At 44.8% G+C, this 13,380-nt stretch carries 15 protein-coding genes; 1 reads left to right on the top strand and 14 read right to left on the bottom strand.

What is annotated here, in order from left to right; all coding sequences use genetic code 11:
- Positions 1-2: 2 nt before the first annotated feature.
- The 13 genes from rodZ to trmJ all read right to left on the bottom strand — a co-directional run bounded on the left by rodZ (position 3) and on the right by trmJ (position 11,161).
- Positions 3-968, bottom strand: coding sequence for a cytoskeleton protein RodZ (gene rodZ / locus VA249_RS02855; RefSeq protein ID WP_221068803.1), 966 nt, complete (start codon positions 966-968; stop codon positions 3-5).
- 405 nt (positions 969-1,373) lie between these two features.
- Positions 1,374-2,501 (bottom strand): dual-specificity RNA methyltransferase RlmN, encoded by a 1,128-nt coding sequence (gene rlmN, locus VA249_RS02850; protein WP_128811542.1) that lies wholly within the window; start codon positions 2,499-2,501, stop codon positions 1,374-1,376.
- A 215-nt stretch (positions 2,502-2,716) separates the two neighbouring features.
- Positions 2,717-3,142, bottom strand: a complete 426-nt coding sequence (gene ndk / locus VA249_RS02845) for a nucleoside-diphosphate kinase (RefSeq protein ID WP_128811543.1) — start codon at positions 3,140-3,142, stop codon at positions 2,717-2,719.
- Between the two features lie 102 nt (positions 3,143-3,244).
- The gene (pepB, locus tag VA249_RS02840) at positions 3,245-4,543 is read right to left on the bottom strand and encodes an aminopeptidase PepB (RefSeq protein WP_221068802.1); all 1,299 of its coding nucleotides are present in this window, start codon (positions 4,541-4,543) and stop codon (positions 3,245-3,247) included.
- 170 nt (positions 4,544-4,713) lie between these two features.
- Positions 4,714-4,908 (bottom strand): Fe-S cluster assembly protein IscX, encoded by a 195-nt coding sequence (gene iscX, locus VA249_RS02835; protein WP_221068801.1) that lies wholly within the window; start codon positions 4,906-4,908, stop codon positions 4,714-4,716.
- 40 nt (positions 4,909-4,948) lie between these two features.
- Positions 4,949-5,287, bottom strand: coding sequence for an ISC system 2Fe-2S type ferredoxin (gene fdx / locus VA249_RS02830; protein ID WP_005460237.1), 339 nt, complete (start codon positions 5,285-5,287; stop codon positions 4,949-4,951).
- 13 nt (positions 5,288-5,300) lie between these two features.
- Positions 5,301-7,154, bottom strand: a complete 1,854-nt coding sequence (gene hscA, locus VA249_RS02825; protein ID WP_221068799.1) for a Fe-S protein assembly chaperone HscA — start codon at positions 7,152-7,154, stop codon at positions 5,301-5,303.
- Between the two features lie 21 nt (positions 7,155-7,175).
- A complete protein-coding gene (gene hscB / locus VA249_RS02820; protein WP_221068797.1) occupies positions 7,176-7,691 on the bottom strand; it encodes a co-chaperone HscB in 516 nt (171 codons plus the stop codon).
- Positions 7,692-7,746: 55 nt separating this feature from the next.
- The gene (iscA, locus tag VA249_RS02815; protein WP_211919920.1) at positions 7,747-8,070 is read right to left on the bottom strand and encodes an iron-sulfur cluster assembly protein IscA; all 324 of its coding nucleotides are present in this window, start codon (positions 8,068-8,070) and stop codon (positions 7,747-7,749) included.
- Between the two features lie 74 nt (positions 8,071-8,144).
- A complete protein-coding gene (iscU, locus tag VA249_RS02810; protein ID WP_005424883.1) occupies positions 8,145-8,528 on the bottom strand; it encodes a Fe-S cluster assembly scaffold IscU in 384 nt (127 codons plus the stop codon).
- Between the two features lie 38 nt (positions 8,529-8,566).
- Positions 8,567-9,781 (bottom strand): IscS subfamily cysteine desulfurase, encoded by a 1,215-nt coding sequence (locus VA249_RS02805; protein WP_128811549.1) that lies wholly within the window; start codon positions 9,779-9,781, stop codon positions 8,567-8,569.
- A gap of 28 nt (positions 9,782-9,809) precedes the next feature.
- A complete protein-coding gene (gene iscR / locus VA249_RS02800; protein WP_128811550.1) occupies positions 9,810-10,316 on the bottom strand; it encodes a Fe-S cluster assembly transcriptional regulator IscR in 507 nt (168 codons plus the stop codon).
- A gap of 125 nt (positions 10,317-10,441) precedes the next feature.
- Positions 10,442-11,161, bottom strand: a complete 720-nt coding sequence (trmJ, locus tag VA249_RS02795; protein WP_221068795.1) for a tRNA (cytosine(32)/uridine(32)-2'-O)-methyltransferase TrmJ — start codon at positions 11,159-11,161, stop codon at positions 10,442-10,444.
- 231 nt (positions 11,162-11,392) lie between these two features.
- Here trmJ and suhB point away from each other — a divergent pair, with 231 nt between their 5' ends.
- Positions 11,393-12,196 carry an inositol-1-monophosphatase gene (gene suhB, locus VA249_RS02790; RefSeq protein WP_211919923.1) on the top strand — a complete coding sequence of 268 codons (804 nt, stop codon included), beginning with the start codon at positions 11,393-11,395 and terminating at the stop codon, positions 12,194-12,196.
- A gap of 225 nt (positions 12,197-12,421) precedes the next feature.
- Here suhB and secF read toward each other — a convergent pair whose 3' ends face one another.
- Positions 12,422-13,369 carry a protein translocase subunit SecF gene (gene secF, locus VA249_RS02785; protein WP_221068794.1) on the bottom strand — a complete coding sequence of 316 codons (948 nt, stop codon included), beginning with the start codon at positions 13,367-13,369 and terminating at the stop codon, positions 12,422-12,424.
- Positions 13,370-13,380: the final 11 nt, after the last annotated feature.

The following is a 13,380-nucleotide window of genomic DNA, read 5'->3' as shown; positions in this document are numbered from 1 at the left end:
CTTTATAACGGTAATGTGAATCGAGCTACTTTGCCTGAAGTATACCCAGAAAGGTCGACAGGTTCACTTGCAAATGTCATTGTTACTCCCTCTGGTGCGCCTAATATCACTTTAAAAGGGGCTTTTCCGGCAAGTTCTACGTCTTGACCCGGCTTACGAGTACCACTTACGAGTGTTCTGCCGTTAACATCTTTTACTTGAATCCAGCAGTCAGCCGCAAACTTCATAGTAAGCAACGTCATCCCCTCAGGAACAACCACCGACGGCTCTGAAGACTCTTCTGCTACTTCCACCATCGCAGGCTCATTTTCAGAGGCATCAGTGGCAACAGCGTCAACCACTTCTGCTGTCACTGCTTGTGCAGAATCATCAGCAGCAGACACTGGTGCTGGCTCACTTTCAACAACAGATTCAACCATCGTTGGTGCAATTTCTGCAGGCGTGCTAGCAATTAACTCATCCGCGCTGATGCTATCGATTTTTTCAATGTCCACCGCCATTTGTTCTGCGTCTAAACTTGATTCAGAGACAACTTGAGTAAGACTGTCCTCTTGCTGGTTTTGCCACCACCAAGCCGCAGAAATGCCTACAATAACAATGGCAATGACCCAAGTGAGCAACATGATACGGCTATTATGTTTCTCATGCTTTGTTTTGCGAGAAAAGCTCTGCATTTCTGTTTCTTGTTCTTGGACATGTACCTCAGAATGTTGTTCTAAAGCTGCCAAAACATTCTTTTCATCAAGGCCAACCAATTTTGCATATGAGCGAAGGTATCCGCGAGTAAACGTCGCAACCTGTTGCGATTCAAATCGATTGTTTTCAATGTCTTCGATAACAGAAACGCGAAGTCTTAGGCGATCAGCAACATGCTTCTGAGTCATACCTAGAGATTCGCGTTTATTTTTTAATAGTGTCCCAGCTTCCATAGAAAGCGGCACTTCATTCGTCTTTTCTTGTTCAGTCATAATGGTGATATTTAATCTGTTGGGTGGCTAACACGGTTATTTATTTTCGTTTTTGTTCTTAAGCCTCATTTAAAGATAGCTAGCCTAAACGCGTTAACCAAAATAATCTGTTAGAAATTCACAGTACTTATTGTATGAATGCACGACTTGCAAAGATTCAGCAAAGCGTATTGGAGAAAATACTGTGTATTGTCAGTGCTATAGATCACCATAATAAGCGAATGTATAACAAAGACAAAAACTCTTTCCGTCCAAATTAACAGATAGCTCAAGCTTTTGTCCAAAAATTGACACAGTGAACAACATTTCACACCAACCACACTGTAAGCGGCAGGTTACATTCCATATACAACATACAAAATAGCCAGAGCGTGATGCTCTGGCTATTTCATGATTCATTGCAATTTATACTGCTTTTACATCGATGGTATCTGCACCACGAGCCGCTTTTAGTGCCGCTGTACGTTTCGTACGGTCGATAACATCGCCTACCAACTGACCACATGCTGCATCAATGTCATCACCACGAGTCTTACGAATCGTAACCGTATGTTCATATTGCATCAGTGTCTTTTGGAAACGGTCAATTCGCGAATTACTCGGTTTCTTGTACGGAGAACCTGGATATGGGTTAAACGGAATCAAGTTGATCTTACAAGGCGTGCCTTTCATCAACTCCGCTAATTCACGCGCATGATCCATATCATCATTGATATGATCAAGTAACACATACTCAACCGTCACTTTGCCTCGGTTTGCATTTGATGAAGCAATGTAACGACGAACTGATGCCAAAAATTCTTGGATATCCCAGCGATCGTTAATTGGCATGATTTCACTACGCAACTTGTCATTTGGTGCGTGAAGAGAAATCGCTAATGCTACGTCGATTTTGCCTGTCATCTGATCAAGACCAGATACCACACCAGAAGTCGAAACGGTAACACGGCGTTTTGATAGGCCAAAACCAAGATCATCAAGCATGATTTCTAATGCTGGGATCAGGTTTTTCATATTCAGAAGTGGTTCGCCCATGCCCATCATTACTACGTTAGTAATTGGGCGACGACCTGTTTCTTTCTCTAAACCTACTTCGCGAGCAGCGCGCCATACCTGACCAATGATTTCTGATACTTTCAGGTTGCGGTTAAAACCTTGCTGCGCGGTTGAACAGAATTTACATTCCAATGCACAACCCACTTGAGAAGATACACAAAGTGTCGCACGGTCATCCTCTGGAATGTAAACCGTTTCTACGTCTTGATCGCCTACTTTCATCGCCCATTTAATGGTGCCATCAGATGAATGTTGAGCCTCAGAGACGATAGGTGCTTTCACTTCACATTTTTGATGTAGCTTTTCACGCAGCTTCTTGTTGATGTTCGTCATGTTGTCGAAGTCATCAACACCGAAATGGTATATCCACTTCATAACCTGATCCGCACGGAACGCTTTTTCGCCTAGCTCTTCCGCGAAAAATTGACGCATGCCTTTGCGATCAAAGTCGAGTAGATTGATTTTTTCAGTAGTCATGTTGCCTCTCAATGACTGAAACAAGAATAAGGGCGCGAATTGTACAGCCTTTATGCAGTCACAACAAGGGTTGTAAGACCCTGAGTTCGCTAAGGCATTAAAATCATGACGGTTAAATTTTCACCAACAATTATTCATCTTTCACGTTGATTGGCAGATAATAAAAAGCCTCGGATAAAACCGAGGCTCAACAATAAAACGAGTACAAGGCAAGATTAGCGTGGGCAAATCTCGGACGCAGGGAAGAAGAACTCAATTTCTCGTGCTGCAGACTCTGGGCTATCAGAACCATGAACGGAGTTATGGCGCATACTCAAAGCGTAATCCGCACGAATGGTGCCACATGCCGCTTCTTCTGGGTTTGTTTTACCCATTAACTCACGGTAACGAGCAATCGCGTCTTCCCCCTCAAGAACCTGAACCATAATAGGGCCAGATGTCATGAACTCTTTCAGAGCAGGGAAAAACTCTTTACCTTCATGTTCTGCATAAAAACCGCTCGCCTGTTCTTCTGTCAGATGAACCATCTTTGCTGCTACGATTCGTAAACCTGCTTTTTCGATACGGTGGTAAATCTCACCAATCAAATTGCGTTCTACAGCGTCAGGCTTAACAATTGAAAACGTTCTTTCTAGAGCCATAAAGTTTCCTTTTTGTACTTGTAATAATAGTTTTAGACCTAAGTGACTTTTCGTCCCTTTTGGTTATACCAGTACAGACATCAATCTGCACTGGCAAAAGTTTTATTTAGCCGCTTGTTCGTTCAAGAAACAAGCAAGAGTGCGAACACCCATACCCGTTGCGCCCGCCGCCCATTTATCTGATGCTGATTTACGGTACGTACCTGCGCAATCAAAGTGCAACCAACCTTTTTTGTAATCTTCAACGAAGTAAGACAAGAATGCTGCTGCGGTGCTGGCGCCAGGTGAGTAATCACCAGAACTGATGTTAGAAAGATCAGCAAAGTTTGATGGAAGCATACCTCGGTGGAACTCCGCAAGAGGCAGTGGCCATAGGCCTTCTTTCTCTTGGTTTGCCGCCGTTAGCGCTTGGTGGGAGAGTTCATCGTCAAAGCTCATCAATGCATGGTAATCATTACCTAGCGCATTCTTAGCAGCGCCTGTAAGTGTTGCACAGTCAATGATTAGCTCTGGTTTTTGCTCACTGGCGTAGATAAGACCATCAGCAAGAACCAAACGACCCTCAGCGTCCGTATTCATGATCTCAACGGTCTTACCGTTTTTGTAAGTGATGATGTCGCCCAGCTTAAGTGCACGACCAGATACCATGTTCTCTGCACAGCAAAGGATCAATTTCACACGCTTGTTCAGGCCACGAAGAATCGCAAGTGCAAGACCACCAGTGATGGTACCTGCACCTCCCATGTCCGCTTTCATTGCTGTCATGAAATTTGATGATTTGAGGCTGTAGCCACCTGAATCAAACGTAATGCCTTTACCGACTAAGCACGCAAATACTGGCGCGTTTTCGTCACCTGTTGGGTTGTAGTCCAGTTGTAGCATTGCAGACGTACGCTCAGAACCACGGCCAACAGCGTAAATGCCTTCCCAGCCATCTGAAAGTAGATCTTTATCTTTAACGATACGAGCCGTTACGGTGCCTTGAGGTGCGATAGATTTGATGAATTCTGCAGCCATGGTTGCCAATTGACGAGGTGCCACTTCTTCTGCTGTTTTGTTGATGATATCGCGAGTAAAGTCCGTTGCCGTAATTCGAGCATGAAGTTCGAGTTGGTCTTCCTCAGACAATGCTGTCCACTCTAAAGCGCCGTGTTTTTTCGGATTGCGGTATCCTTGATGAAAAGCCCAAATGCTCTCTAGGTCCCAGTGTTCACCAGACAGTAAAATAGAATGGATACCTTGGCCATCAAGTTGACGTGATGCACGTTGAATAGAATCGAGTTCATCCCCTGCTGTTACGTGGATAGTTACGCCATTTTCTACAAACGAAAGCAACGCATTTTCACCCCAGTGTGGAGCGGCAGGTTCATGACTTAAAAATACAGACATCTGTGTAGACATGGTTTCTCCTTGTCTTATAACGGCGTTACCTACGCCGCTTCTTTTTAATAACTCACGGATGTTAGCATTATGTAGGGTAAAAATGTCAATTTGATAAAAAAACGGACCATAGGGTCCGCTTTTTTTAGTAAGAATTGTTAACTCGGCTGTGTTTCTCACCGAACTGAGCGCTAATCCGCTTCATCCATCCAGCACAAGATAACGGCTTCTAGAATCTTTTCGTTACAATGGTTTGGCTCATCGTCAAACTCTTCTAACTCCATGATCCATTGATGAAGATCGGTAAAACGTACCGTTTTAGGATCCACATCTGGAAACTTGTCACAAAGCTCAATCGCGATGTCGCGAGAATCTATCCATTTCATTGCTCACTTTCCTTTTGCTTCCCCCGATTAAGGGGCAGAATTAATGATCTTCTGACGCGTGGTTTAGCGTGTATTTTGGAATCTCAACAACCAAGTCCTCATCGGCCACTTTTGCTTGGCAACCAAGGCGAGATTCTGGTTCCAGACCCCATGCTTTATCAAGCATGTCGTCTTCTAGCTCTTCGCTTTCTTCTAGTGAATCAAAACCTTCACGAATGATCACATGGCAAGTGGTACATGCACATGATTTCTCACACGCATGCTCAATACCAATGCCATTTTTTAGTGCTACATCTAGAACGGTTTCACCCGTTTTTGCTTCCAACACCGCACCTTCTGGGCACAAATCTTCGTGTGGCAATACAATAATCTTAGGCATAACTACTTATCTCTTATATATCATTAACTGACTGACCTGACAGTGCAGCTCGAATTGATTTATCCATACGGCGTGACGCAAAGTCTTGGCTCGCTTTATCGGTATCTTTAATGCCTTGCTCAATCGCATCCGCATCTTCACCGTTACGCAGTTCAATCAGTGCTTCAATCACTTTCAATAGCGCTTGTTTCTCTTGCTCTGATAGTAGTTCATCACCATCAGCTTGCATCGCAGCAATCAGCCCCTCAATCACTCGGTCAGCTTCGACACGCTGCTCGGCCAATGCGCGCGCCTGCATGTCTTCTTTCGCATAAGTCATCGAGTCACGAAGCATATTCGCGACTTCATTGTCACTTAAACCGTAAGATGGCTTAACTTGAATCTCTGATTGAACGCCCGTACTCTTCTCCATCGCAGTAACTGACAATAGACCGTCTGCATCTACTTGGTAAGTCACGCGAATGTGCGCTGCACCAGCCGCCATTGGTGGGATGCCTTTCAGCGAAAAACGAGCCAATGAACGGCAGTCATCAACCATCTCACGTTCACCTTGTACGGTATGCACCGTCATTGCCGTTTGACCATCTTTAAACGTGGTAAATTCTTGTGCGCGAGCCACAGGAATGGTGGTGTTACGTGGAATGATTTTCTCAACCAAGCCACCCATGGTTTCAATACCAAGAGATAGAGGAATAACGTCCAGAAGCAGCATTTCAGAGTCAGGCTTATTACCCGCTAGGATGTCTGCTTGAATACCCGCACCGATTGCAACGACTTCGTCAGGGTTAATGCTTGTCAGTGGTGTACGACCAAAAAACTCGCCTACCATTTCACGAACGAGCAATGTGCGTGTTGAACCACCCACCATGATGGCTTCAAGTACATCTTCCGCATCCACATCAGCATCTTTCAGTGCACGGCGGCAAGACATCAGGGTTTTCCTCACTAACGGACGAATCAGATCTTCGAACTGCTCGCGAGTCACTGAGCCTTTCCAACCAAACACGTCAACATCAACGCTGTCTTTTTCAGAGAAAGCAATCTTCGTCGCCGTTGCTATGTTCAGTAGTGCACGGTTTTTCTCAGCAGAAAGTGGCGCTTCTAGGCCTGCTTGCTCCATTAGGTAATCCGCTAATAGATGGTCAAAATCATCACCACCGAGTGCAGAGTCACCGCCTGTTGCTAACACTTCAAAGACGCCTTTCGACAAACGTAAGATAGAGATATCGAATGTACCGCCACCTAAATCATAAACGGCAATCACGCCTTCTTGACCAGAGTCTAGACCGTAAGCAATCGCAGCCGCTGTTGGTTCGTTAAGCAGACGTAGTACGTGAAGACCCGCCAATTTCGCAGCATCTTTTGTACCTGCACGTTGAGCGTCATCAAAGTAAGCAGGAACGGTAATAACTACGCCAGCCAACTCGCCACCTAGTGTCTCTTCAGCACGTTTGCCTAGTGCTTTAAGAATGTCTGCAGACACTTCAATCGGGTTTTTATTACCCTGAGCGGTTTGCAAAATTGGTAAGCCGTTATCGCTCTCTTTAAATTGGTAAGGCAAAGATGGGTAACGAGCTTGGATGTCTTTCAGAGAACGTCCCATCAAACGTTTAACCGATATAATGGTGTTTTCTGGTTCTTGCTCCGCTTTTTCTCTCGCATCATAACCAACGAGGGCGGTTTCTTGTGTGTAATTAACAACAGATGGCAGAATACTGCGTCCTTGATCATCCGTAAGGGTGGTTGCGTTACCACTGCGCACAGATGCAACTAACGAGTTTGTTGTACCGAGATCGATACCTGCTGCTAACTTATGCTCATGAGGTGCCGAGCTTTGGCCCGGTTCTGCGATTTGAAGTAGTGCCATGATGGGTCCTTGTCACGCTAACTAGCCGAGAAGTTTATCTTCAACCAGTTCAATTTCGTTCTTTAGCTTGGCAATGAATTTAAGTTTGCGAACTCGGTCCGCGGCTTCCGCCCAACGACCATCTTGAAGTTCTTGTTCTACACTCGCCAAATGCTGCTTGTACATTTTGCTGACTTTCGCGTCGAAATCAAAAAGCGCTGATTCCAGATCAGAGCTGCCAGCAATGTCTTCCAGTTCTTCACGCAGTTCCATTTGTTCCATAAGAAACATCGGATCTTGCATGGTTTGTTGCTCACCACGAATCTCTGTGCCATTTTCAGCCAAGATGTATTCAGCGCGAGAGATTGGGTGCTTAAGCACTTGATACGCATCGTTAATTTGCGCCGCTTTTTGCACCGCCATGAGACGATCACGCTCTGAGGCAGTAGCAAAGTTATCTGGGTGGAAGCGTTTTTGTAGTTCTCGGAACTGGGAAGAAAGAAGGCTACCATCCAGTGTAAACTGACTTGGTAGCCCAAATAATTCAAAGTGATTCATTAAGATCGGGTCCTAGTAAAGCCTTCTGGACTCGTTTGCCCAGAAGGACAATCAATTAGACGTTGAAGCTTTCACCACAACCACATTCACTTTTCGCGTTCGGGTTGTTGAACTCAAAACCTTCGTTCAATCCCTCTTTTACGTAATCCAGTTCTGTACCATCTAGGTACACTAAACTTTTCTTATCGATGATGATCTTCACGCCCGAATGATCGAACACTTCATCTTCTTCATTAAGATCGTCTACAAACTCAAGCACGTAAGCCATACCGGAACAGCCTGTCGTCTTCACTCCAAGACGCAAACCGATACCTTTGCCTCGGTTATCTAGGAATGCTTTTACGCGACTCGCCGCTGTTTCTGTCATTGTGATGGCCATACTGCACCTTACGTCTGTCTAAATTACGATTTGAATGGGGGCTTTAATTCAAGACCCCATTATATACGGAATACTTATTCCTGGTGTTTTTTCTTATAGTCAGCAACTGCTGCTTTGATTGCGTCTTCCGCTAGGATTGAGCAGTGAACTTTCACAGGAGGAAGTTCTAGCTCTTCTGCAATCTCAGAGTTTTTGATAGATGCCGCTTCGTCGATAGACTTGCCTTTCACCCACTCAGTTACCAGTGAGCTTGAAGCGATTGCACTACCACAACCGTAAGTTTTGAATTTCGCGTCTTCAATGATGCCCTCAGGCGTCACTTTGATTTGAAGTTTCATTACGTCACCACAAGCTGGAGCGCCAACCATGCCGCTACCTACTGATGGATCTTCTTTGTCAAATGAACCAACGTTACGTGGGTTCTCGTAGTGATCAATTACTTTTTCGCTGTATGCCATGATAAATTACCTCGAATCCTCTATTTCAATCCCTGAGATTAATGGTGAGCCCATTCAACCGTGCTCAAATCAATCCCTTCTTTATACATATCCCATAGAGGAGACATGTCGCGTAGCTTAGTCACTGCAACGCGGATTTGTTCAATTGCGTAATCAATTTCTTCTTCAGTCGTGAAACGACCAAATGAGAAACGTACAGAGCTGTGAGCCAACTCGTCATCTAGACCAAGAGCACGAAGTACGTAAGATGGCTCTAGGCTCGCTGATGTACAAGCACTACCAGAAGATACTGCTAGGTCTTTTAACGACATCAGTAAAGATTCGCCTTCTACGAATGCAAAGCTCACGTTTAGGTTATGTGGAACACGCTGTTCTAGGTCACCATTCACGGTTACTGCTTCTAGATCTTTCACGCCATCTAGCAGACGGTTACGAAGTGCTAGTGCGTGATCGTAATCTTTTTGCATGTCTTCTTTTGCTACACGGAACGCTTCACCCATACCCACGATTTGGTGAGTTGGAAGCGTGCCCGAGCGGAAACCACGTTCATGACCGCCACCGTGCATTTGCGCTTCAAGACGGATACGAGGCTTGCGACGTACGTAAAGTGCACCGATACCTTTCGGGCCGTAAGCTTTATGCGCAGACAGTGAAATTAGATCAACTTTCAATTCTTGAACGTCGATTGGCAGTTTGCCCGCAGACTGTGCAGCATCCACATGGAACACAATCTTACGTTCACGGCATAGCTCACCAATAGCCGCGATGTCTTGAATGACACCAATTTCGTTGTTTACGTGCATGATTGATACTAGAACCGTATCTTCACGCATTGCTTCTTGAAGCTTGTTTAGATCAATAAGACCATTTGATTCAGGCTGCAAATAAGTCACTTCAAAGCCTTCACGCTCTAGTTGACGACATGGGTCAAGAACGGCTTTGTGCTCGGTTTTGCATGTAATTACATGTTTACCCTTTTTAGAGTAAAAATGAGCAGCACCTTTGATTGCAAGGTTGTCAGACTCAGTTGCACCTGATGTGAATACGATTTCGCGTGGATCTGCATTTAATAGGTCAGCAATTTGCTCACGAGCAGTATCGACAGCTTCTTCTGCCTGCCAGCCATAACGGTGCGAGCGTGAAGCTGGATTGCCAAATGTACCATCCATCGTCATGTACTGAACCATTTTTTCAGCAACACGTGGATCAACTGGACATGTAGCGGAATAATCAAGGTAAATCGGCAGTTTCATTCTCTACTCCAATGTAAAATGCTGACCGCTATGAGCGGACGTTTACACCGATGGGCGCGGCGGTTGTATTTTTGTTTGATAGCCCATGAGTCACCGCCAGATCAATGTCCTGACGATCAGAAATTTCTAATACTTCATTGTCTGTCATTAGCTCACCGAGCGTAATGTTGTTCAAGAAGTCGCTAATACGAGAGCTTAGGTCGCGCCACAGAGTGTGGGTTAGGCAACGAGTCCCACCTTGGCAATCTCCTTTGCCTTGGCATTTAGTTGCATCGACCGACTCATCAACAGCAGCAATCACGGTACCGATAGCGATACTGTGTGCGCTGGCACCAAGTCGATAACCACCACCAGGACCACGAACGCTTGCAACAAGCCCTGCTTTACGTAGTTTTGAAAAAAGCTGCTCTAAATAAGAGAGCGAGATCCCTTGACGCTCTGAGATGTCTGCAAGAGGTACCGGGTTTTGTTGCGAGTGCAGTGCTACATCCAGCATGGCTGTCACCGCATATCTTCCTTTAGATGTAAGTTTCATTCCACACCGTATCCACATGGTTTGTAATGATTAGGATTTTTCCATACCTGACTAAAACGGTCAAGTATTTATTTGACTAATTTAGTCAGGTATTCATCCCCACACCTAAAGTGGTTATTATTTGCTCAGAATTTCTTTTCAATCGAAGTCAAAATACCGCGCAATATATTGAGCTCTTGCGCTTCTGGTCGAGCTCGTGAAAACAAACGTCGTAGTTTGTTCATTACCTGACCTGGTTGCTCCTGATTAATAAATTGGGTCTCCACAATGACCTTTTCAAGGTGCTCAAAGAACATTTCTAGTTCTTTATGTCGAGGGTATTCTTCTGGCTCAGTTGGCGTGTACTTACTTTGCTCTAAATTTAGATGGGCAACTCGAACTTCATAGCTTAGTGTTTGTACTGCCATGGCTAAGTTGAGTGAGCTGTATTCTGGGTTTGCAGGGATACAGACATGATAATGGCACTTTTGCAGTTCTTCATTGGTTAGGCCAGTTCTTTCACGGCCAAATACCAATGCGACAGGGTGCTTTTGCCCCTCTACTGCAAACTTTTCACCACACTCACGCGGCTCAAGCATTGGCCATTCTAATGTGCGCGAGCGAGCGCTAGAACCAACAACAAGGCCACAATCTTCAATCGCTTCTTCGAGCGTACTTACGATTGTTGCGTTTTGAGCAATATCACCTGCACCTGCTGCAAGGGCAAGGGTTTGTTCATCGACTTCACACTGTGGATCAACTAATACTAATTGGCTTAACCCCATGACTTTCATTGCTCGTGCAGCCGAGCCAATATTGCCTGAATGTGAAGTTCCGACGAGTACGATTTTTACTTGATCCAACATCTGTGTATGCCACCTAAATTAAAACCGATGGATGTTATCATAATTTTTTTACACACCCTATAGTGAAGCGGTTTTCTAGCCGTATTCTCGTCGTTTGGTGCTCTGCATCACGATAGGTTCTCGAACACATTTGCGTTGATGAACAAAAAATAACCACTTCCTTTTTGATTTATCTCTGGTATACTCGCCGCCGCTTTCATTTTGTTCTTTAACATCCGTTGGGAAATTCGTATGCATCCTATGCTAAATATTGCTATTCGCGCTGCGCGAAAGGCAGGCAATCACATTGCTAAATCATTAGAAAACACAGATAAGATTGAATCTTCACTAAAAGGCACTAATGACTTTGTTACTAACGTTGACAAAGAAGCAGAAGCTATCATCATCGATACTATCAAGCACTCTTACCCAGAGCACTGCATCGTAGCTGAAGAAGCTGGTCTTATCGAAGGTAAAGATAAAGACGTACAATGGATCATCGACCCGCTGGATGGCACTAATAACTTTGTAAAAGGTTACCCACACTTCGCAGTATCTATCGCAGTTCGCTTCAAAGGTAAAACTGAAGTGGCTTGTGTATACGATCCAATGCAAAATGATCTGTTCACGGCTCAACGTGGTGCAGGCGCACAGCTAAACAACGCTCGTATCCGTGTAGCTCAACTTAAAGACCTACAAGGTACTGTTCTAGCGACTGGTTTCCCATTCAAACAGAAACAACACGCTGAATCTTACATCAAGATCGTTGGTTCTCTATTTACTGAATGTTCAGACTTCCGTCGTAGTGGTTCTGCTGCTCTTGACCTATGTTACGTTGCTGCAGGTCGCGTTGATGGTTACTTCGAGCTAGGTCTAAAACCTTGGGACATGGCTGCAGGTGAACTTATCGCTCGTGAAGCTGGCGCTATCGTAACTGACTTCGCTGGCGGTACTGATTACATGAGTTCTGGTAACGTTGTTGCTTCAAGTGCTCGTGGCGTTAAATCAATGCTTAAGCACATCCGTGAAAACGGTAATAGCGCAATCCTTAAGTAAGATTTTAAATCATGCTTAACTCATCATGCTGATGAATTTTTAACAAGGCCCCACTCATTGAGTGGGGCTTTTTTATGTCTGTTTTTCGGGGTTTTGAACCCATGTCTTTGAAAGAATACGTGGGAAAGAAGGCTCTGTGGCAAAAGAGTTCTGTAGTTAGAAAACCGAAACATAAAAAAACCGCTGAATAGTCAGCGGTTTTTATTATAAACGTCTCAAGTTGCCTTATGGCATCTCATCAAACTCTGCACCTTCCTTTTCTACTTGTGGTGGCATCAAGTGCTCTTTCTGGATACCCAGTTTTAGAGACAGTGCTGACGCAACGTAAATAGAAGAGTAAGTACCAACGGTGATACCAAGCAATAGCGCCGTAGCAAAACCGTGGATCATCGCACCGCCTTGCGTAAACAGAGCGATAACTACGAACAGGGTCGTACCTGAGGTAATCAATGTACGACTCAGCGTTTGCGTGATCGCACTGTTAATCACTTCAATAGAGTCACCTTTACGCATCTTACGGAAGTTCTCACGGATACGGTCGAATACGACGATGGTATCGTTAAGTGAGTAACCGACAACCGTCAATAGTGCAGCAACGATGGTTAGGTCAACTTCAATTTGAAAGAACGAGAAGATACCGAGTGTGATGATGATATCGTGAGCCAATGCCATTACCGCACCAGCTGCAAGACGCCATTCGAATCGCATCGATACGTAGATCAAGATACAGATCAGTGACACAAGAATTGCCAAGCCACCCGCTTCTGTTAGTTCATCACCTACGTTTGGACCAACAAACTCGATACGACGCATTTCTACGCTTTCACCTGTCCCCTCTTTGATTGCACCAATGATCTGGTTACCCAGAGTTTCACCAGAGATGTCATCACGAGGACGAAGACGTACCATTACATCACGAGCACTACCGAAGTTTTGTACGGTTGCATCACCATAACCTTTCGCATCTAGCGCAGCACGGATCTCTTCAAGGTTTGCTGGTTGTTCAAAACCAACCTCGATAAGCGTGCCGCCCGTGAAGTCTAGCCCCCAATTCAACCATTTGGTTGAAAGCGTAAAGATAGATGCAGCGATCATGACCATCGAAAATGCGAATGCAACTTTCGACCAACGCATAAAGTCGATCGTGTTCTCTGCTTTTAGAATTTGAAACATAATAATTCCCA

Origin of the sequence: Vibrio alfacsensis, assembly GCF_019670485.1 — a bacterium.
Classification (GTDB): domain Bacteria; phylum Pseudomonadota; class Gammaproteobacteria; order Enterobacterales; family Vibrionaceae; genus Vibrio; species Vibrio alfacsensis.
This window is presented reverse-complemented; position numbering and strand designations above follow the sequence as displayed.